Here is a 20,119-nt window from a genome sequence, read left to right on the forward strand (position 1 = left end):
CCTGATAAGCGCAGCGCCATCAGGCAATAAATGCCGGATGGCGGCGTAACGCCTTATCCGGCCTACGCAAGACCGACAGCAAAACTAGTAGCCCATGTTTTTCTTCTTCTCTAACTCTTCTTTCGCGGTATCCGGCAGATAGAGGATCGATTTGGTAATGGTCAGCTTCTCAGGCATCGTGCCGTCTTTTTTGAATTTCTCCAGCGCGTCAAATGCCGGGCCAGCCATATTCGGCGTCAGCTCGACGCTGGCGTTGGCTTCACCATCAATCATCGCTTTGTAGATATCCGGTACGCCGTCGATTGACCCCGTCAGAATGTCTTTGCCTGGTTTCAGGCCCGCCTCTTTGATCGCCTGAATAGCGCCGATCGCCATGTCATCGTTGTGGGCGTAAACCATGCAGATGTTCTTGCCGTTGTTTTCCGCTTTAATAAAGCTCTCCATCACTTCTTTCCCTTTACTGCGGGTGAAGTCGCCGGACTGAGAGCGGATAATTTTGATGTTTGGCGCGTTAGCGATGGCTTCAGCGAACCCTTTCTTACGATCGATCGCCACGCTGGCGCCAACGGTTCCTTGTAGCTCAACGACGTTACACGGCTTGCCGTTCACTTCTTTAATCAGCCAGTCGCCGATTAATTTGCCTTCCAGCACGTTATCGGCGGTGACGGTAGTCATATAGAGAGATTTGTCTTTTACATCGATGGAACGATCGAGCAAAAAGACCGGAATGTCGGCATCTTTGGCCTCTTTTAACACCGGCTCCCAACCTGTTGCCACGACCGGCGCAATAAAGATGGCATCGACGCCCTGGGCAACAAATGAGCGGACTGCTTTAATCTGGTTTTCCTGCTTTTGCTGGCCGTCAGCGATTTTCAGCGTAATTCCGCGCTTTTCGGCCTCGCTTTTCGCCACGTTGGTTTCTGCGGCGCGCCAGCCGGATTCAGAGCCAACCTGCGAAAATCCTACGGTTAATGGGGCTGCCATTGCCATAGACGACATGGCTGCCGAAACTGCTGTGACTAAAAGTAAGCGCTTCCACATAAGTGCGTCCTCGTAGGGTGATTATTGTTGGTTAATAAACCGTCGCGAAAAAACTATAGACAATTGAGCATGTAACGGATTGCGTTACATCACACTTCAAAAAAGTAAATAAAACGTTAATCACAAGTTTGTAATCGCTTTCATATCACTATGAAAAATGCGGCTGAAGATATGGATTTTTCTGTCACCAGAGAGGAGCAAAAAGAAGAAAATGGGAGTAGAGAAAGCGAAAACAAGCGGAGACATTCCGCGCGAGTTGGCTATAATACCCGCCACTTGTTTGCCATAGCTTATTTAAAGGAAACAGACATGAGCTTACTCAACGTCCCTGCCGGTAAAGACCTGCCGGAAGATATCTACGTTGTTATCGAGATCCCAGCCAACGCAGATCCGATCAAATACGAAGTTGACAAAGAGAGCGGCGCCCTGTTCGTTGACCGCTTCATGTCCACCGCGATGTTCTATCCGTGCAACTACGGTTACATCAACCACACTTTGTCTCTGGATGGCGATCCGGTTGACGTTCTGGTCCCGACTCCGTACCCGCTGGAGCCTGGTTCAGTGATCCGCTGCCGTCCGGTTGGCGTTCTGAAAATGACCGACGAATCCGGTGAAGATGCCAAACTGGTTGCGGTACCGCACACCAAGCTGAGCAAAGAATACGATCACATCAAAGATGTGTCCGACCTGCCGGAACTGCTGAAAGCGCAGATCACCCACTTCTTCGAGCATTATAAAGACCTCGAAGCGGGCAAATGGGTGAAAGTTGACGGTTGGGACAACGCAGAAGCTGCTAAAGCTGAAATCGTTGCTTCCTTCGAGCGCGCGAAGAAGTAATTCTTACTTTTGATGCTAAGCCCCGCATGTCGGGGCTTTTTTGTGTCCTGATGCGAGTGCGGCAGGCACATAAAACAACGCCACCCGAAGGTGGCGCGTTTTACCTATCGGGTATATATCAGTACTGGTCTCTGTCTAACCAGTTACCGCTTTCAATCAGCGTTAAGCCATCAACCGGACGTTGGTACACGTACATCCATGCACTTCCGTACGGCGTTTGAATTAGCTGACGTGCGTATTCACCACCACGGGTACGCAGAGCGTCAAGCTCTGCCAGCGTGGCGTTATCAATACGATAAACTTCCCCGTGTACTGTTCCATTTCCCGGAACGGCGCCTGGATAGTGGCCCAGGCTGTACAACTGGTAGTTGTCGATACTGAAATTTCCCAGCAACAGGGCATTGGTCATCCAGTGGCTGTTGCCTTGTTTGGTTCGTAAACTGCCATAGACAAATATTCGCATTGCTAAAACTCGAACTGATAGAGCAAATCAAGTGCCTGATCTACGCCAGACACTGCTTCCAGATATAGCTTAGGCATCAGACGATAACGTAGCGTGAGTGTCGCTAAGGAGTCAAATATACCCACACCATATTTCACCTGCAGACCTGGCAGTACGTATCCGCTGACAACGACCTGAGATGAGTCACCCACCCCTTGCGTGTCCAGTGCCAGATTGCTTACGCCAAATGTCTCCCCGATTTTACCCACAACCTGACCACTTTGTGCAACCCCCAGGCCAATAAGCATTGAAGTCATCGCCGCGCTGTCGCTCTGTTCACTATCCAGTCCTTGCCCACGAAGCAGGTAGGACAGCGCCATTTGCTGCGACATCGCCGGGTCGGAGAAGATCTCCGCTTTCGGTTCATCAGCCGTGCCCGTGACGCGAACGCCGGCGATCACGTCATCTTCTGTAGCATCCGGGTTACGAATCGCTTCAATATTGAGCAACGGCTGATCCGGCGGACCGGAGAATAACAGCTCGCCCTTACGCACAATCAGATCCTGACCATAGGCATGGAAGCGACCGCTCGGGATATTAATCTGCCCGTTAAGCCCCAGCCCCTGTTTATCCTGCACCACCTTCAGATCGCCCGTCAGACGCGCTTTCAGACCAAAGGCATCAAGACGCACGTTATTACCGACGTGGATATTCAGGTTGCTGTTGATCGGGATCCCGGCGGTCTGTGGTTTCTCGGGCTGCAGATCGTTATTAAGCATCACCATATCGCTGGACACCCCTACCGCGCTTTCCGGCAGATCGTGGACCACGATACGCGCCCACGGCACATCGACATTGCCGTTCAGGGTAAACAGGCTCGGTGTCGCTTCAAATTCCACATCCGGCGAGACATCCAGACGCACCATCGGCGGCACGGTGATCCGCACCCGGCTGCCTTTCGCCGCAACGCGCGCCCGCCAATTGTCTATTTGACTCCAGTCTGCGTCGCCGCTCAGGTTGATTTCCCCCTGCTGCGTACGCACCACACCCGCCAACGTTGAGCGTGTTCCGGTGAAGTTAACAGCTAACTGGCTTGGCTGCATGTCAAACGGCATGAAGTTACCGTCGATATCCAGTCCGCTCAGTTGCAGTTGTCCAAGCAGTTGCGGGCTTTGCACATCGCCGCCCAGACGCAGGTTGGCGTTGATCGTCCCCGCGGCCTTTTCACCACGTGAGAAGATAGGGTTCACCATCGCCAGATTGAAGTTGCGGATATTGACGTTGCCGCCCAGGTTACGGCGCCCTTGTGGATCCGTCACCTGCACCTTTCCGTCAAACTGCCCGTTATTAGTCAGGCGAATCAGCCAGCCCAGCTCGGCACGGTTGTCGTGCAGGTCGGCGGTCAGATTCAGCGTTTCAAATGCCACAGGCAGCGGCGCATCGTTCACGCTTTGCGTGACCTTCACGTTACGCCCGGAAAGCGTGACCTGCCCCTGCGGCAGCCCCTCTTTGGTCGCATCCCAACTGACATCCGCTTTGCCGGTGAACACCCCGCTGGCCTGAGTCGTATCCGGCATAAACGGTTTCAGCATCGCCAGGTCGAAACGGTTGAGATTCACCACCGCGCGTCCTTCTGCACCAGCATCAATGGTTTGTGGTACGCACAGCTCCGCATTCGGGTTGTTCCAGCAGTGCGGCCCAATGCTGATTTTTTGCTCCTGATTGCGATAATCCAACGCGATCGCACGATTGAGCGCCCACGGACCAACCGGCGTCTGGAAACGGGTATTGCTTAATTCCCCTTTCCAGCGCTGCTCTTTGCGATCAAAGCTGCCTGCCAGGGAGAGCTGCCCTGAGACCGGCTCGCCCTGGATGCGCAGCTGTAGCTCATGCTGCTTCTCACTGCCTTTGGCATCGAGCGTCACCAGGCCGATATTCACGTCCGGTTGTACAATCCGTTCTACGCGAACGTTGAGATTACCGGCGATTTGCTCCGCCGATTTCACGTCGCCTTCGACGCGAACCTGAGCAACGGAAAGTTCCTGCCAGCGCAGGCCGCGGGCGGTGATGTCCGCCAACAGCTGTGGCGCTTCTACCGTACCGCGAACTTTTACCAGCCCTTTCGCCGTGCCGCCTAATCCCGGCAGCGCGTTATCCAGGCTCGGGGCATCAATCGTCGCGTCGAGATTGAGGTCCTTAACCCCCAGTTCCCCTTTCACGTCCGCACTGTTGCGCCCCAGTTCCAGATGCAGGCCCGGGATCGTCCACTGCAGGTAGCTGTTCCCCTTCAGCGAGCCGTTTACATTAACCTTGTTCTGCTTCACGTTACCGGTCAGCTTCAGCTCAGGAATCTCCATCTGCCAGCTTCCGCCGTACAGACTGCCGCGCGTTTTCACCAGACCATTCAGCTTTGACGGCCAGTCCGGGATTGTTTTCGCGGTGTTGATACCATCCAGCGTTAACTCCCCGCGCCAACTGATCGCCTGCTGCCAGTCCACCAGCGCTTTCAGTTCGGTTTTCCCTTCCAGCGCCGCAATGCTCAGTTTGTCGAGATTAATCTGCTGTTCGTTGCCTTTGGCGTCCAGCGTAATGGTAGCCGGAGGAATATCCTGCCCTTTCACCGCGGTACGCATCGACAACGTATAGTCGGTCATTTTGCCGGTCAGCTTGAGCTTAATGTCATCGGCCTGGAATTGCTTGTCGCCGGTAAACGGCCAGTAAACCTGCTTACTCACCACTTCCAGATTGAGCGGTAATCCGGCTTCTGCCAGACGCGTTTGCGCACGCAGGTCCATATCAACCGGGCCAGACAGATTGACGCCGACTTCCAGCTGGTCACGCAGCGCGCCGCCGACCTTCAGCTTCACCTTTTCGCCTTTTAATGGATCAACGTTCAGCGTGCTGTTGAGGGTAATATCTACCGGCCATGTGTTGGTGAGCTGCGCCGTACCGCTGGCGTTTACCGTGCCCTGATTAGAGTCGATATCCAGCGCGTCGAGCTTCATGTTGCCGTCAATACTGCTCACTTTGAGCAGCATGTTATGCACCGTTAAATCCGTATCCCCGGTCACGCGCAGTTGCTCGCCGCGAAACTCTTCAATATTGAGGTTGAGCGGCAGATGGACATCGGTCATTTCCGGTAGCACCGGCTTTGAGAACAGATCTTTTAGCGTTTCGCCGAGCGGTTTTTCATCCGGCTGCGGGTTTTGAATCTTCGGTTCAACGACCTCTTCCTGCGCCACTTCCGCCACTTTAGGCAGGGCAATCAGCAGGCCCTGTAATGACGTTGGCTTCAGGGTCAGCGTTTTTTCCTGCCAGTTCAGGCCGGAGGTAAAATCGAGCACTGAAACCGTGGTGTCATCGATTTTGATATTGATGTTGTTGAGCGCCACGCGTGAAAGCGTAATCGGATAAGGTGTGGAAAGGTTAAGCGGGCCGCTATCCTCTTCCTCAACCGGTGCTGAAGGCGGCATCTTTTTACTGTCGATCGCCACGTTGATATTTTTCAGCGACAGATCGTTGACGCACAGGCTGCTATCCCAAAGACACTCCAGCCCGACGGCCAGATGCACTTCGCCGGCATTCACCGCCACGCCAGGCTGGTCATAACGAATATTTTTGAGCGATAAATCCCGCCAGCCGCCGGTGACCTGACCAATTTCCAGCCCCGGAACCCAGCGATTAGCTGCTTTGAAGATCAGGTGCAGGCCCGAGGTGGTGCCGACAAGAAACGCCACCGTGCCTAACAACAGCAGGATAAAAATCAGCACGCCGAGGCTTATCTTCTTCCATAAACTCATAATTCAGGCCCCAGACCGATGTAAAACTGTAAACCATGTTCATCTTTGTCGCCGACAGGAACGGCAAAGTCGAGCTTGATGGGACCGACCGGCGATTGCCAGCGTACGCCGACCCCGGCGCCGGTTTTGAAATCGCTTTTGCGGATATCGCTGACCGCTTCGCCGCTATCGACAAACATCGCGCCCCACCATTTCCCGGTCACGTTGTACTGGTATTCCAGCGAGCCGGTTGCCAGCTTCGAGGCCCCTTTCAGCTTACCGTCGCTGCCTTCAGGCGAAATAGATTTGTATTTATAGCCGCGAATACTGCGATCGCCCCCGGCGAAGAAACGTAGATCCGGCGGCACTTTGTCGAAGTCCCCGGTTTCAATCCAGCCGAGGTTACCGCGCATCACAAAGCGATGCTTGTCGTATAGCGTGCGGATCCAGACGTTTTGCGCCTGGAAGACGGAGAAATCAACGTCTGAGCCCCAGGCCGTATTGGAGTAATCAATGGAATAACGCTGTGAATCGCCCCAGACGGGCATCAGACCGCCGCGCGAACGCGTCCGGCTAATCATCACGCCCGGATAGAGCAGCATGGTGGTATTGGTGACGTTACCCTGCGTAAAGTGGTCGAGGCTCCAGCGCAGGTTAATCGCGCGCTGCCAGCCACTGGAGAGATCCCAGTAGCGGGAAACCGCAAGCGTCGTGGAGTCCTGCTCGGTGTCGTTTAAATCGGTACGCTTAAAGCCGCCCTGCACCAGGTAATACTGCTCCAGCGGGTTCTTTAACAGCGGCATTTTATAACTAAAATCAAGCACCTGCTCTGGCGCAGAGATGCTGGCGCTGGTGGTCAGGCTGTGGCCATAGGAGTTCATCCACGGCTTTTTCCACGAGGTCTTCACCCGTGGCCCGACGTCAGTTGAATAACCAACCCCGGTTTCGATGGTGTTTTCGGTGCGCGGCGAGACCACGCCTTTTAGCGGCAGCACTTTGGTTTTGCGGGCTTTATCAAATTCCGGCGCGACAACCACAGAATTAAACCATCCGGTCGCCGACAGACGACGGTTCAGTTCCCCCAGATCTTTCGACTCGTACGCTTCACCTTCTTTAAATGGCACCAGGTTTTGCAGGTACTCATCACGAATTTGCGAACCTTCAAAGGTGACATGCCCAAAGCGATAGCGTTCGCCGCTGTTGTAATCGATATCCCAGAACGCCTGACGGCGCTCAAGCGCTATTCCAAGCTGGCTTTTATTAAATTCACTGTCGAAATAACCTTTGCGCAGCGCCACGCTGGTGAGGGATTTTTTGAAGTTGTCATAGTCTCCCTGATTCAGCACGGTGCCGATTGCCGGGCGCGTTTTCAGCAGATCCAGGTAATCTTTATCCGTACGCGCGCCACCGCGCAGAATCACTTCGGTGCCGCCAATCAGCACCGGCTCGCCGGGGGTTACTTTGGCAATCAGCACTTGGCGTCCTTTCGCCGGTGGCGGGCGCAGCTCAAAATCGATAGTCGGCTCAAAGTAGCCCAGCGCTTTTAGCCCTTCGCGGATGGCATCATCAACGCGCGCACGAAAGCGTCGGTCTGGCGTGACTTCATCACTTTGAATCGTGGACAGCTGCGCACGGACGTTTTTCTCCAGCGGTCCTGATAATCCTTCGACCTGTAAGCGAACATTCGCGGCGGCGGCGGAGCCACTTAAGCACAGTAATCCCACCCAACATAACTGACGGATATGTGGCACATTTTCTCCTGAATATCCTTTTTTCCCACCCCTGGAAAAAAATACTATGCCGTTCCTCGGCTTAACAAAAAATCAACAATAAGAGTTGAAAAACAGACGGCAACCCAAATATTTCTTATGTTTAACTCTAGACGTATTCATGCCGTTTATTGTGGGCAAAGACGCGTCTCGTTACAACCTTAACCCAAATGACTGATTTCGGGAGAACGGCCATGAGTTTATTTGATAGAAAGCATCTCGTTACTCAAGCAGATGCGCTACCTGGACGCAACACCCCGATGCCAGTGGCAACGCTGCATGCGGTTAACCAACATTCGATGACCAACGTGCCCGATGGTATGGAAATCGCCCTTTTCGCCATGGGATGTTTCTGGGGCGTGGAGCGTTTATTCTGGTCATTACCCGGCGTGTACAGCACCGCAGCCGGATACACCGGCGGCTATACCCCTAACCCGACCTATCGGGAAGTTTGCTCTGGCGATACCGGGCATGCCGAGGCGGTACGCGTCGTCTATGACCCGCATGTTATCAGCTACGAGCAACTGCTGCAGGTGTTCTGGGAAAATCACGACCCGGCGCAAGGTATGCGCCAGGGCAACGACCAGGGTACGCAGTATCGTTCCGCTATTTATCCCTTAACGCCAGAGCAAACCGCCGCTGCACAGGCCAGCCTTGAGCGTTTTCAGGCGGCGATGACCGCCGCTGGCGACGAGCGCACCATTACAACGGAAATCAGTACGGCAACCCCGTTCTATTATGCCGAAGACGATCACCAACAATATCTGCACAAAAACCCTTATGGATACTGTGGAATTGGCGGGATTGGCGTGTGTTTGCCACCACAAGGATAAATTTCCCCCTCTGGCGACGTTACAGTACCTTACGCTATACTAGCTTCTGAATTTACCGGCTCACTTCCACGAGCCGGTTTTCAATGTGTATTTCACACGGATTTATCAACTTCTCCCTTCCGAGGATCTGACCCGAACGGTCGGATAAGATATGTTAAACAGTATTTTAGTCATTCTCTGCCTGATCGCCGTGAGTGCGTTTTTCTCGATATCCGAGATCTCGCTTGCCGCATCACGCAAAATCAAACTTAAACTGCTTGCCGATGAAGGCAATGTAAACGCACAGCGTGTTTTGAAGATGCAGGAAAACCCCGGCATGTTTTTTACCGTGGTGCAGATTGGCCTTAACGCGGTCGCCATTCTCGGCGGTATCGTGGGTGATGCGGCCTTTTCCCCGGCGTTTTACAGTCTGTTCTCAAAGTACTTCGCTCCAGAGCTGTCCGAACAGTTAAGTTTTATTCTGTCCTTCTCACTGGTTACTGGCCTGTTCATCCTGTTCGCGGATTTAACCCCGAAACGCATCGGTATGATTGCGCCAGAAGCTGTGGCTTTGCGTATCATCAACCCGATGCGCTTCTGTCTGCTGGTCTTCCGCCCGCTGGTGTGGTTCTTTAACGGTCTGGCAAATAACATTTTCCGCCTGTTTAAAATCCCGATGGTGCGTAAAGATGACATCACGTCAGACGACATTTACGCCGTGGTCGAAGCCGGTGCGCTGGCGGGTGTTCTGCGCAAGCAGGAACATGAGCTGATTGAAAATGTGTTCGAACTGGAATCCCGTACCGTACCGTCTTCAATGACCTCGCGCGAGAACATTATCTGGTTCGATCTTCACGAAGACGAGCAGAGCCTGAAGAACAAAGTGGCGGAACACCCGCACTCCAAATTCCTGGTGTGTAACGAAGATATCGACCACATCATTGGCTATGTCGATTCAAAGGATCTCCTCAACCGCGTGCTGGCCAACCAGAGCATGGCGCTGAACAGCGGCGTGCAGATCCGCAATACGCTGATCGTCCCGGATACGCTGACGCTCTCTGAAGCGCTGGAAAGCTTCAAAACCGCAGGCGAAGATTTTGCCGTCATCATGAACGAGTATGCATTGGTGGTGGGGATTATCACGCTCAACGATGTGATGACGACGCTGATGGGCGATTTAGTCGGTCAGGGCCTGGAAGAGCAGATCGTGGCGCGTGATGAAAACTCATGGTTAGTCGACGGCGGTACGCCGATTGATGACGTCATGCGCGTCCTGGATATCGACGAATTCCCGCAGTCCGGCAACTATGAGACCATCGGCGGCTTTATGATGTTCATGTTGCGTAAAATCCCGAAACGCACCGACTCGGTGAAATATTCAGGCTACAAATTTGAAGTGGTGGATATCGATAACTACAAGATCGATCAACTGCTGGTGACGCGTCTGGACAGTAAACCTACCGTTCTGGTACCGAAACTGCCGGATGCGAAGGAAGAGGCGAAGGCGTCATAGCGCCTTGCAGAAACATCAACGGCTCCAGTCCTGGAGCCGTTTTTTTAACTACCGCATAGCACTTTGATCAAGCCATCTCAGTTTGCAGACGCAAGACCTGACGGTTAACTTCGGACATCACCGAAAAATGCAGCTTGTCCTTCACTTTTGGGATAAGAATCTTACCCTTATCAAATTCAAAAGCGCCTACGTCCTTGATATATAACCGTCCACGAAACAGGATCTTCACGTACTTCGCCACCTGCAGCGGGTTGTATCGTTGGAAAATTTTCATTGTTGTCTCCTGCTGAGCATTACGCCTTTGCGGTACCACAATCGGTCCGACAATCCTCAGGCGCAAATTTTAATGCCCTATGACTATAGACTATCTCGTTGATGTTTCCAGCGTGTATAAGTTTATTTACCTTCAAGTTACAATTATTCAGAATTATCTTTTCAACGCTTCGCTGTCTTCAGTATAAGCCTTCGATTTTCGCAGGATTTGTGCGCCCGTCCGCAAACTGGCATCGCGCTTGCGGGAAAAAGCATCAATCGCACATATGATTAAATTCCAGACCCAAGTGGTCGGATCACCTGCAAAATAAAGAAAGAAGGAAAACCTATGACCTTACGAAAACTGCTGGCGCTGTCGTGCCTGCTGCTGCCGATGATTGCCTCCGCCCATAAGTTTGAGACTAACCAGCGCGTACCACCGGTGGGGATCGCCGATCGCGGCGAACTGATTCTTGATAACGATAAGTTTAGCTACAAAAGCTGGAATAGCGCGCAACTGCCCGGCAAAGTACGGATTGTGCAACACATCGCCGGGCGCACCTCCGCTAAAGAGAAAAACGCGAACCTGATTGAAGCCATCAAAGCAGCGAACCTGCCGCACGACAAATACCAGACCACCACTATCGTCAACACGGATGACGCCATTCCCGGCTCCGGTATGTTTGTGCGCAGCAGTCTGGAGAGCAACAAGAAGCTCTATCCATGGTCACAATTTATTGTCGACAGCAACGGCATTGCGCGTAAAGCCTGGCAACTGGATGAAGAAAGCTCCGCTATTGCGGTACTCGATAAGGACGGACGCGTACAGTGGGCAAAAGATGGTGCATTAACGCAGGAAGAGGTGCAGCAGGTGATTGCCCTGCTGCATAAATTGCTCAGTAAATAGAGACCCGGAAGCCGGGGTTGAGGAACGATTCACGTGGGGTATAGTCCAGAGGTTTCCCCTGCCAGTCGTGAACGTGCGCTCCGGCTGCGGCGGCAACGGCGTGGCCAGCGGCGGTGTCCCAGACGTTAGTTGGCCCAAAACGCGGATACAGCTGCGCGTGCCCTTCCGCCACCAGGCAGAATTTCAGCGACGAGCCAATCGACGTGGTCTGGTGTTCGCCCAGTTGTTGCAGATACTCTTTTAACTCATTGTCGGCATGCGAGCGGCTAATCACCACCAGCGGTGGACGCGCGTCACGTACCAGGATCTGTTTGCGCACACCGCACTCTTCTTTCCACGCTTTACCTTCTGCCGCGCTGTACATGACCTTCATTACTGGCGCGTAAACCACGCCAAGCACCGGCTTTCCCTGTTCAATCAGCGCAATATTGACGGTAAATTCACCGTTACGTTTAATAAACTCTTTGGTACCGTCCAGCGGATCCACCAGCCAGTAGCGCTGCCAGTGCTGGCGAACATCCCAGCCAGGAGGAGCTTCTTCAGACAGAACCGGAATATCCGGCGTCAGCGCCTGTAATCCTTCGAGGATCACCGTGTGTGCAGCGATATCCGCCGCCGTGACCGGAGAATCATCCTGCTTGCTGGTAATCTCCATCGGTTTGATTCCATCGTAGACCTGCATAATGGCATCGCCCGCGTTCCGTGCAAGCTGGCATACATGTTCTAACATTCTCCACCTCGTTTGTCAGTGGTGTTAACTCGTTGTTTTACTTATACCCGATCGTCAGGGGATCCGCCAACTGTGATAGCGTCTGCGGTTTTAAACGCTATATTCATGTCATGATTCACAGTTCTGTAAGCAAGAAGATTTATATACATTTTCTTTTGTGGCTTAGATCTTAAAAGGATGCCCCTGATGATTAAGTTTAGTGCAACGCTTCTGGCAACGCTGATTGCAGCCAGCGTGAATGCCGCGACCGTCGATCTGCGAATAATGGAAACCACTGATTTACATAGCAATATGATGGATTTCGATTATTACAAAGACACGCCGACTGAAAAATTTGGCCTGGTGCGCACGGCAAGTCTGATCAACGCCGCGCGTAGTGAAGTCAAAAACAGCGTGCTGGTTGATAACGGCGATCTGATTCAGGGCAGCCCGCTCGGGGATTACATGGCGGCCAAAGGGCTGAAAGCGGGCGAAACTCACCCGGTATATAAGGCGCTCAATACGCTGGATTACGCGGTGGGCAACCTCGGCAATCATGAATTCAACTATGGTCTGGCGTATTTGCATAACGCGCTGGCCGGAGCGAAGTTCCCCTACGTTAACGCCAATATCATCGATGTTAAGACCAAAAAGCCGCTATTTACGCCTTATTTGATCAAAGAAACTGAAGTGGTCGACCAGCAAGGTAACAAGCAGACGCTGAAGATTGGCTATATCGGCTTTGTGCCACCACAAATCATGACCTGGGATAAAGCTAACCTTAGCGGCAAAGTGACGGTAAATGACATCACCGAAACCGCGCGTAAGTATGTGCCGGAAATGCGGAAAAAAGGCGCTGATGTCGTGGTGGTGATTGCTCACTCCGGCCTTTCTGCCGACCCGTATCAGACGATGGCGGAAAACTCCGTTTATTATCTCAGTGAAGTACCGGGTGTGGATGCCATTATGTTTGGTCATGCTCACGCCGTTTTCCCGGGTAAAGATTTTGCCAATATTAAAGGCGCGGATACCGCGAAAGGCACGCTCAATGGCGTACCGGCGGTGATGCCGGGCATGTGGGGCGATCATCTGGGCGTCGTGGATTTGGTACTGAATAACGACAGCGGTAAATGGCAGGTCAGCCAGGCGAAAGCAGAGGCACGCCCCATTTATGACGCCGCGGCGAAAAAATCACTGGCAGCAGAAGACAAAAAAATCGTTGAGATCCTGAAAGCCGATCACGACGCCACTCGTGAATTCGTCAGCAAACCAATTGGTAAATCCGCCGACAACATGTACAGCTACCTGGCGTTGGTTCAGGATGACCCGACCGTGCAGGTGGTGAATAACGCCCAGAAAGCCTATGTGGAACATTTTATTCAGGGCGATCCGGACCTGGCAAAATTGCCGGTACTTTCCGCGGCCGCGCCGTTTAAGGTCGGTGGACGCAAGAACGATCCGGCCAGCTTTGTCGAAGTCGAAAAAGGCCAGTTAACCTTCCGTAATGCCGCTGATTTGTATCTCTATCCCAATACCCTGGTGGTCGTGAAAGCCAGCGGCAAAGAGGTGAAAGAGTGGCTGGAATGTTCCGCCGGGCAGTTTAATCAAATTGATATTCACAGCAGCAAGCCGCAGTCGCTGATCAACTGGGATGGGTTCCGTACTTATAACTTTGACGTGATCGACGGCGTGAATTATCAGATTGATGTGTCACAGCCCGCCCGCTACGACGGCGAGTGCCAGACCATAAACCCAAAAGCAGAGCGGATTAAGAATCTGACCTTTAACGGTAAGCCTGTCGACCCTAACGCCACCTTCCTCGTCGCGACCAACAACTATCGCGCCTATGGCGGTAAGTTTGCCGGAACCGGAGACAACCACATCGCGTTTGCGTCACCAGATGAAAACCGCTCGGTGCTGGCCGCATGGATTGGTGCTGAGACGAAGCGTGCCGGTGAAATTCATCCGGCGGCAGATAACAACTGGCGTCTGGCGCCGATTCACAGTGATACGCCACTGGATATTCGTTTTGAAACGTCACCGTCTGAGAAAGCCGCAGCGTTTATCAAAGAGAAAGGGCAATATCCGCTGAAAAAAGTCGCTACCGATGATATCGGCTTTGCGATTTATCAGTTGGATTTGAGTAAGTAACTCTCGTGCCGGATACGACGCACTAGCGTCTTATCCGGCCTACAAAACACACTGCCAACCTATCACGCAACCCGCTCTTCCCGTTGCGCCAAAACCTGCGGCAAATTCAGTTCTATCCAGTCCGCCAGCGCGGCGACTTTATCGCTCACCTGCTCGCCCAACGGCGTCAGGCTATATTCCACGTGCGGCGGCACCACCGGATAGGACACCCGATTGATAAACCCGTCCTGCTCCAGCGCCTGCAGGGATTGCGCCAACATCTTTTCGCTGACGCCGCCCATCTTCCGGCGCAAATCGCTAAAGCGGTGCGTACCGTCGCGCAGCGCCACCAGAATTAACACGCCCCAGCGGCTGGTGACGTGTTTTAACACCTCGCGTGAAGGGCATTGCTCGGCAAACAAATTGCCATCGCGTAATTGCTGGGAGAGCGTCGACGCTGTCATTTTCATACTAACCTTTTTGTGCGTACTTACTAAAAGTTAGTTTAAGTGTTAGCGTGATTAAACACAAGACCAATACCAAGGAGTTACCCCATGATCGCAATTACCGGCGCCACCGGCCAACTGGGCCAACACGTTATTGAATCGCTACTGAAAACCGTTCCTGCCAGCCAGATTGTGGCTATCGTGCGTAACCCCGCTAAAGCGACGGCGCTTAGCCAGCAGGGCATTACCGTTCGCCAGGCGGATTACAGCGACGAAGCCGCCTTTACGACTGCCTTACAGGGTATCGACAAGCTACTGCTGATCTCCTCCAGCGAAGTGGGACAACGTGCCCCGCAGCATCGCAACGTGATTAATGCAGCAAAGGCTGCCCACGTGAAATTTATCGCCTACACCAGCCTGCTGCACGCCGACACCTCCCCGCTGGGGCTGGCAGATGAACACGTCGCCACCGAGAAGATGCTGGCTGAATCCGGTATCGCTTATGCGCTACTGCGCAACGGCTGGTACACCGAAAACTATCTCGCCAGCGCGCCAGCTGCACTGGAACACGGCGTCTTTATCGGGGCGGCGGGAGAAGGCAAAATCGCCTCAGCGACCCGTGCCGACTATGCCGCTGCCGCCGCGCGCGTCATCAGTGAAGAGGGGCACGCCGGTAAAACCTACGAACTGGCGGGCGATGCAGGCTGGACCCTGAGCCAGTTGGCTGCCGAGCTGGCAAAGCAGAGCGGTAAAAAAGTGGTGTATCAGAACCTGAGCGAAGCTGATTTTGCCGCAGCGCTGAAAGGCTTTGGTCTGCCTGCCGGGCTGGCGGAGATGCTGGCTGATTCTGACGTTGGCGCCTCTAAAGACGGTCTGTTCGATGACAGCCATACGTTGAGCAAACTGATTGGTCGCCCAACCACATCATTGGCTGACAGCGTCAAAGGCATCGTATAAGTGTTAAAAATTAGTTAATTGTGGTGGCATCCCCGCGCATCCTCTCTGATAATGACAGGATGATGCGTGGGGAGAGAAAACGTGCAAGGTGTACCTGAGCAGTTTATTGATGAAAAAGACAGCGCCCGCTTTCGCCATCTGGCGCAGGTGCCGGGCGTTGAGCTGTATCATGCACACATCTCACGTTACGCCTTTGAACCACATACCCATGAAGCGTTTGGCATTGGCGCGATAGAAGCCGGAGCCGAACGTTTTCGCTATCGCGGTACGCAGTACGTCGCGCCCGCCCATTCTGTCGTCACCATGAATCCCGATGAGCTGCATACCGGCGAAGCCGAAACCGCCGACGGCTGGCGCTATCGGATGATCTATCTTGAGCCCGATCTTCTGGAAGAGGTCACCGGGATCCGCCACTGGTGGTTTCATGACGTAACGCGTCACGATCCGCTGCGCTCGCGCCAGATCTGCTCGCTGATCCACGGCCTGTGGAACACAGAGGATACGCTGGCGCAAAAAGGGTTATTGCTCGATCTGATCGACACCTTCCAGCCGCTGGCCCGCCATGCGCCAACATCTGCAGAAGGGGCGCATCGCTTTGAACGGGTACGCGAGTATCTGCATGATAATTACATGCACCCGATAACGCTCGACGAACTGGCGCGGGTTGCCTCACTGAGTCCCTGGCATTTTCAACGCCAGTTTAAATCTCATTTCCACGTTACGCCGCACCAAATGCTGATGGCCATTCGCCTGTGGCGAGCCAAAGGTTTTCTCACTCACGGAATGCCCGCCGCAGAGGTCGCCGCCGCAACCGGTTTGACCGACCAGTCGCATCTTACCCGCGCATTTACTCATCGTTACGGCATTACGCCGGTACGTTATCAGAAGCAGGTTTATTCGCGCTAATGCGCAATCTCATACAATACGGCTGCACTCTCCCTGCCTACACTCAACGCAATGTTTAATGATGTGGATGTTAACAATGATTAGCGGCGTGCTGTACGCCCTGCTGGCAGGGCTGATGTGGGGATTAATTTTTGTCGGGCCGCTGATCGTGCCGGAATACCCGGCAGTATTACAGTCGATGGGACGCTATCTGGCGCTGGGGCTGATCGCTGTGCCGATCGCCTGGCTAGGACGCGCGCGTCTGCGCCAACTGACGGGTAAAGACTGGATAACGGCGCTGGCGCTAACGATGATGGGTAACCTGATTTATTACGTTTGCCTGGCCAGCGCCATCCAGCGTACCGGCGCGCCAGTATCAACGATGATTATTGGTACATTACCGGTGGTGATCCCGGTCTTCGCCAACCTGCTCTATAGCCAGCGTGACGGTAAATTATCCTGGTGGCGTCTGTCACCTGCGCTGATATTGATTGCTATTGGCCTGCTGTGCGTGAATATCTCGGAGCTGAACCAGGGATTACCCGATTTCAGCGGCTGGCGTTATGGCTCTGGTATCGTGCTGGCGCTTGTCTCAGTGGTGTGCTGGGCGTGGTATGCACTGCGTAATGCCCGCTGGCTGCGCGAGAATCCAGATAAGCATCCGATGATGTGGGCGACGGCTCAGGCGCTGGTGACGCTGCCCGTTTCTCTGCTGGGGTACATTGCAGCATGTCTGTGGCTGCATGGGCAAACGCCAGGTTTCGCCCTGCCCTTCGGCCCGCGTCCGGATGTGTTTATCGGCCTGATGATAGCCATTGCGGTATTGTGTTCGTGGGTTGGCGCGCTGTGCTGGAACGTCGCCAGCCAGAAGCTGCCTACGGTGATCCTCGGCCCGCTGATTGTCTTCGAAACGCTGGCTGGCCTGCTGTATACCTTTATGCTGCGCCAGGCTTTTCCGCCGCTGCTGACGCTAAGCGGTATTGCGCTGCTGGTAATAGGCGTGGTAATTGCGGTGCGGTCAAAACCGCAGAAACCGGCGGTAGTGCCGGTTTCAGGGGATGCCTGATGGCGCTGCGCTTATCAGGCCTACAAGGACTGTACGATCTCATGTAGGCCGGATAAGGCGTTTACGCCGCCATCCGGCGCGACACTTTAAATACCGCCACGGTCTGGTTCAGTCGTGCTGCCTGCTCTTCAAGCGCGGCGGCAGCGGAAGCGGACTCCTCCACCAGCGAAGCATTTTGCTGCGTCACGCGATCCATCTCGGCAACGGCCTGACCTACCTGATCGATACCCCGGCTCTGTTCATCAGAAGCCGAGGCAATTTCGCCCATAATGTCGGTCACGCGGGTCACGGCGCTGACAATCTCCGCCATCGTTTCGCCTGCTTCATGCACCAGCGCCGTACCGGCATTGACCCGATTGCCCGAGTCATCAATCAGCGCCTTAATCTCTTTTGCCGCCTGAGCGCTACGCTGCGCCAGAGTACGAACTTCGCCAGCGACCACGGCAAAACCACGGCCCTGTTCGCCCGCACGCGCCGCTTCTACCGCCGCGTTCAGCGCCAGAATATTGGTCTGGAAGGCAATACCGTCGATAACAGAGGTAATTTGCGCGATTTTGCTGGAACTGGTGGCGATTTCGTCCATCGTACGCACTACGCCATCAACCACGGTTCCACCTTTCAGCGCCGTCTGTGAGGCGTTTTTTGCCAGACTGGTCGCCTGACGCGCGTTATCCGCGTTCTGCTTCACGGTGGCGGTGAGTTGTTCCATGCTGGCAGCGGTCTCTTCCAGAGAGGCAGCCTGCTGCTCAGTACGTGAAGAGAGATCGTTACTGCCTGCGGCAATTTCACCCGCGCCGGTGTAGATAGTGTCAGCCCCGTCACGCACCACGCTGACCGTATTCGCCAGCGCCTGCTGCATGTCACGCACATTACTTGCCAGCAGCGCCATTTCATTGCTGCCATCGGCGTTGATGCTATGCGTCAGGTCACCCGCAGCGATGTGGCGAATATGTCCCATCACCTCGTGGAGCGGCTTGAGCAACACGCGCTGCATCGCCAGCCAGCTGGCGACAATCACAGTGACGACAGTCAACATCACGGCAGACAACAGCCAGATTATCTTGCGGTAATCACTCTCATTGTCCTGCACGCCGGCAGTGGCCAGCGCCGTTTGCGCGGCACGCCATTCCCGATATACTTCCTGCATGGCCGTCTGCTTCTGCTCAGCATTCTGCTTGAACATCTCTTCCAGCTTACCTTCAGCCAGCAGCGCGTTCATTTTAGCCAGCGTCGCAGAATAGATGCCGTACTGTTCTTCCAGTCGATCGGCCAGACGCTCATCCAGCCCCGGCGTTTCTGGCAGGGCGTAGTATTTATCGTAATGCTCTTTCGACTCGGCCAGCAGACGATTTGCCGTGTTCACCAGTTCTTTCAACTGACCACCGTTGATCTCGCTGGCCATCGTTCCCTGTAAACGCAGCATCCCCCGGTTGAGCGTGACGCGAGCCTGGTTCAGGCTAATCCACGCATCGGTAAATTCAGCCACGTTCTGACTGGAAAGCTGAGAGACATTAAAGTTCTGTTTATCGTTATTGAGTGCGCCAATAAAGACGCCTGCGGAGATGAGCTGCATCGCGCCCAGCGCGAGTAACACGGTGATAAGTAAGGTTATCACTTTGATTCGTTTGAACATCTGTTGCCTTTTATTATGCAGGTATTGTCTGAGGTCTAACTATCGGCAGCGGCGTGCGCTTATTTAATTCTCTGGCGCAGCTTTTTTCGCCATTTCTCCCCTTTTCAATAAGATTCAGCACTTTAACGAAATAAGAAATTTTCGTGACGCTCATCACAAAACACCCCACCCCGAAAGGGTTATAGCCTTCTTTATAAGTTGCATTTAAAATACATCTTATATTATTGAGAATGAGGTAACGGCAATGTCTTATCGCGATCAACCTTTAGGTGAACTGGCGCTCTCTATTCCTCGCGCTTCGGCCCTGTTTCGTAAATACGATATGGATTACTGCTGCGGCGGTAAGCAAACGCTGGCACGCGCTGCCGCGCGTAAAGAGCTGGATTTAGACGTTATTGAGGCGCAGCTCGCGCAACTGGCTGAACAGCCGTTGGAGAAAGACTGGCGTACCGTGGCGCTGGCTGAAATCATCGACCATATCATTGTGCGTTATCACGACAGACATCGCGAACAGTTGCCGGAACTGATCCTGCAGGCCACGAAAGTTGAACGCGTCCACGCAGACAAACCGAACGTACCGCGTGGTCTGGCGAAGAACCTGAGCATGCTGCATGAAGAGCTGTCCAGCCACATGATGAAGGAAGAGCAGATCCTGTTCCCGATGATTAAACAGGGTATGGGTAGCCAGGCAATGGGACCAATCAGCGTGATGGAAAGCGAGCATGACGATGCCGGTGAACTGGTCGAAGTGATCAAACACATCACCCATAATGTGACGCCGCCGCCAGAAGCCTGCACCACCTGGAAAGCCATGTATAACGGCATTAACGAGATGATCGACGATCTGATGGAACACATCAGTCTGGAAAATAATGTGTTGTTCCCGCGTGCCCTCGCAGGTGAATAAAAAAAGGCGCCCGAGAGCGCCTTCCTGAAGTCCG

The 20,119-nt window shown here is 53.7% G+C and carries 17 protein-coding genes; 9 read left to right on the forward strand and 8 right to left on the reverse strand.

The features are described from left to right. Window positions 1-84: 84 nt before the first annotated feature. A complete protein-coding gene (ytfQ, locus tag AC534G_RS22430) occupies window positions 85-1,041 on the reverse strand; it encodes a galactofuranose ABC transporter substrate-binding protein YtfQ (RefSeq protein ID WP_006686362.1) in 957 nt (318 codons plus the stop codon). 309 nt (window positions 1,042-1,350) lie between these two features. Here ytfQ and ppa point away from each other — a divergent pair, with 309 nt between their 5' ends. Continuing rightward, window positions 1,351-1,878, forward strand: a complete 528-nt coding sequence (ppa, locus tag AC534G_RS22435) for an inorganic diphosphatase (RefSeq protein WP_038636623.1) — start codon at window positions 1,351-1,353, stop codon at window positions 1,876-1,878. A gap of 118 nt (window positions 1,879-1,996) precedes the next feature. On the opposite strand, the gene AC534G_RS22440 is transcribed toward ppa, so the two are convergent. The 3 genes from AC534G_RS22440 to tamA are packed head-to-tail and all read right to left on the reverse strand — an operon-like array spanning window position 1,997 to window position 7,850. Beyond that, window positions 1,997-2,341 carry a gamma-glutamylcyclotransferase family protein gene (locus tag AC534G_RS22440; RefSeq protein ID WP_003025723.1) on the reverse strand — a complete coding sequence of 115 codons (345 nt, stop codon included), beginning with the start codon at window positions 2,339-2,341 and terminating at the stop codon, window positions 1,997-1,999. Between the two features lie 2 nt (window positions 2,342-2,343). After that, window positions 2,344-6,120 (reverse strand): autotransporter assembly complex protein TamB, encoded by a 3,777-nt coding sequence (gene tamB / locus AC534G_RS22445; RefSeq protein ID WP_110496167.1) that lies wholly within the window; start codon window positions 6,118-6,120, stop codon window positions 2,344-2,346. Then, a complete protein-coding gene (gene tamA / locus AC534G_RS22450) occupies window positions 6,117-7,850 on the reverse strand; it encodes an autotransporter assembly complex protein TamA (protein ID WP_085048456.1) in 1,734 nt (577 codons plus the stop codon). Before tamA ends, tamB begins: the two co-directional genes overlap by 4 nt. Before the next feature lie 212 nt (window positions 7,851-8,062). Here tamA and msrA point away from each other — a divergent pair, with 212 nt between their 5' ends. Beyond that, window positions 8,063-8,701: a peptide-methionine (S)-S-oxide reductase MsrA gene (gene msrA, locus AC534G_RS22455; RefSeq protein ID WP_032940276.1), complete on the forward strand. Its 639-nt coding sequence runs from the start codon at window positions 8,063-8,065 to the stop codon at window positions 8,699-8,701. A gap of 151 nt (window positions 8,702-8,852) precedes the next feature. Next, on the forward strand, window positions 8,853-10,193 hold the full coding sequence (gene paeA / locus AC534G_RS22460; protein WP_003025713.1) for a polyamine export protein PaeA: 1,341 nt from the start codon (window positions 8,853-8,855) through the stop codon (window positions 10,191-10,193). A gap of 67 nt (window positions 10,194-10,260) precedes the next feature. On the opposite strand, the gene AC534G_RS22465 is transcribed toward paeA, so the two are convergent. Next, window positions 10,261-10,467, reverse strand: a complete 207-nt coding sequence (locus tag AC534G_RS22465) for a DUF1107 domain-containing protein (protein WP_003025710.1) — start codon at window positions 10,465-10,467, stop codon at window positions 10,261-10,263. 327 nt (window positions 10,468-10,794) lie between these two features. On the opposite strand from AC534G_RS22465, the gene AC534G_RS22470 reads away from it, so the two are divergent. Next, window positions 10,795-11,352 carry a YtfJ family protein gene (locus AC534G_RS22470; RefSeq protein WP_038636612.1) on the forward strand — a complete coding sequence of 186 codons (558 nt, stop codon included), beginning with the start codon at window positions 10,795-10,797 and terminating at the stop codon, window positions 11,350-11,352. Here AC534G_RS22470 and cysQ read toward each other — a convergent pair. Further along, window positions 11,342-12,082: a 3'(2'),5'-bisphosphate nucleotidase CysQ gene (gene cysQ / locus AC534G_RS22475; protein WP_038636607.1), complete on the reverse strand. Its 741-nt coding sequence runs from the start codon at window positions 12,080-12,082 to the stop codon at window positions 11,342-11,344. The genes AC534G_RS22470 and cysQ overlap by 11 nt on opposite strands. Before the next feature lie 186 nt (window positions 12,083-12,268). Here cysQ and AC534G_RS22480 point away from each other — a divergent pair, with 186 nt between their 5' ends. Next, window positions 12,269-14,212 (forward strand): bifunctional 2',3'-cyclic-nucleotide 2'-phosphodiesterase/3'-nucleotidase, encoded by a 1,944-nt coding sequence (locus tag AC534G_RS22480; protein WP_110496168.1) that lies wholly within the window; start codon window positions 12,269-12,271, stop codon window positions 14,210-14,212. A 62-nt stretch (window positions 14,213-14,274) separates the two neighbouring features. On the opposite strand, the gene AC534G_RS22485 is transcribed toward AC534G_RS22480, so the two are convergent. After that, window positions 14,275-14,655, reverse strand: coding sequence for a winged helix-turn-helix transcriptional regulator (locus AC534G_RS22485; protein WP_038642973.1), 381 nt, complete (start codon window positions 14,653-14,655; stop codon window positions 14,275-14,277). A gap of 90 nt (window positions 14,656-14,745) precedes the next feature. Here AC534G_RS22485 and AC534G_RS22490 point away from each other — a divergent pair, with 90 nt between their 5' ends. The 3 genes from AC534G_RS22490 (at window position 14,746) to AC534G_RS22500 (ending at window position 17,545) form a co-directional block, all read left to right on the forward strand. Continuing rightward, window positions 14,746-15,594 carry an SDR family oxidoreductase gene (locus tag AC534G_RS22490; RefSeq protein ID WP_110496169.1) on the forward strand — a complete coding sequence of 283 codons (849 nt, stop codon included), beginning with the start codon at window positions 14,746-14,748 and terminating at the stop codon, window positions 15,592-15,594. 81 nt (window positions 15,595-15,675) lie between these two features. After that, a complete protein-coding gene (locus tag AC534G_RS22495; RefSeq protein WP_110498767.1) occupies window positions 15,676-16,500 on the forward strand; it encodes an AraC family transcriptional regulator in 825 nt (274 codons plus the stop codon). A gap of 76 nt (window positions 16,501-16,576) precedes the next feature. Next, window positions 16,577-17,545, forward strand: a complete 969-nt coding sequence (locus tag AC534G_RS22500; protein ID WP_110496170.1) for a DMT family transporter — start codon at window positions 16,577-16,579, stop codon at window positions 17,543-17,545. 61 nt (window positions 17,546-17,606) lie between these two features. Here the strand turns inward: AC534G_RS22500 and AC534G_RS22505 are convergent, their stop codons facing one another. Further along, window positions 17,607-19,178 carry a methyl-accepting chemotaxis protein gene (locus tag AC534G_RS22505; protein ID WP_061382738.1) on the reverse strand — a complete coding sequence of 524 codons (1,572 nt, stop codon included), beginning with the start codon at window positions 19,176-19,178 and terminating at the stop codon, window positions 17,607-17,609. 244 nt (window positions 19,179-19,422) lie between these two features. Between AC534G_RS22505 and ytfE the strand changes: the two genes are divergently transcribed. Next, on the forward strand, window positions 19,423-20,085 hold the full coding sequence (ytfE, locus tag AC534G_RS22510) for an iron-sulfur cluster repair protein YtfE (protein ID WP_079225626.1): 663 nt from the start codon (window positions 19,423-19,425) through the stop codon (window positions 20,083-20,085). Window positions 20,086-20,119 lie beyond the last annotated feature (34 nt).

It is taken from the genome of Citrobacter sp. CRE-46, from assembly GCF_059615875.1.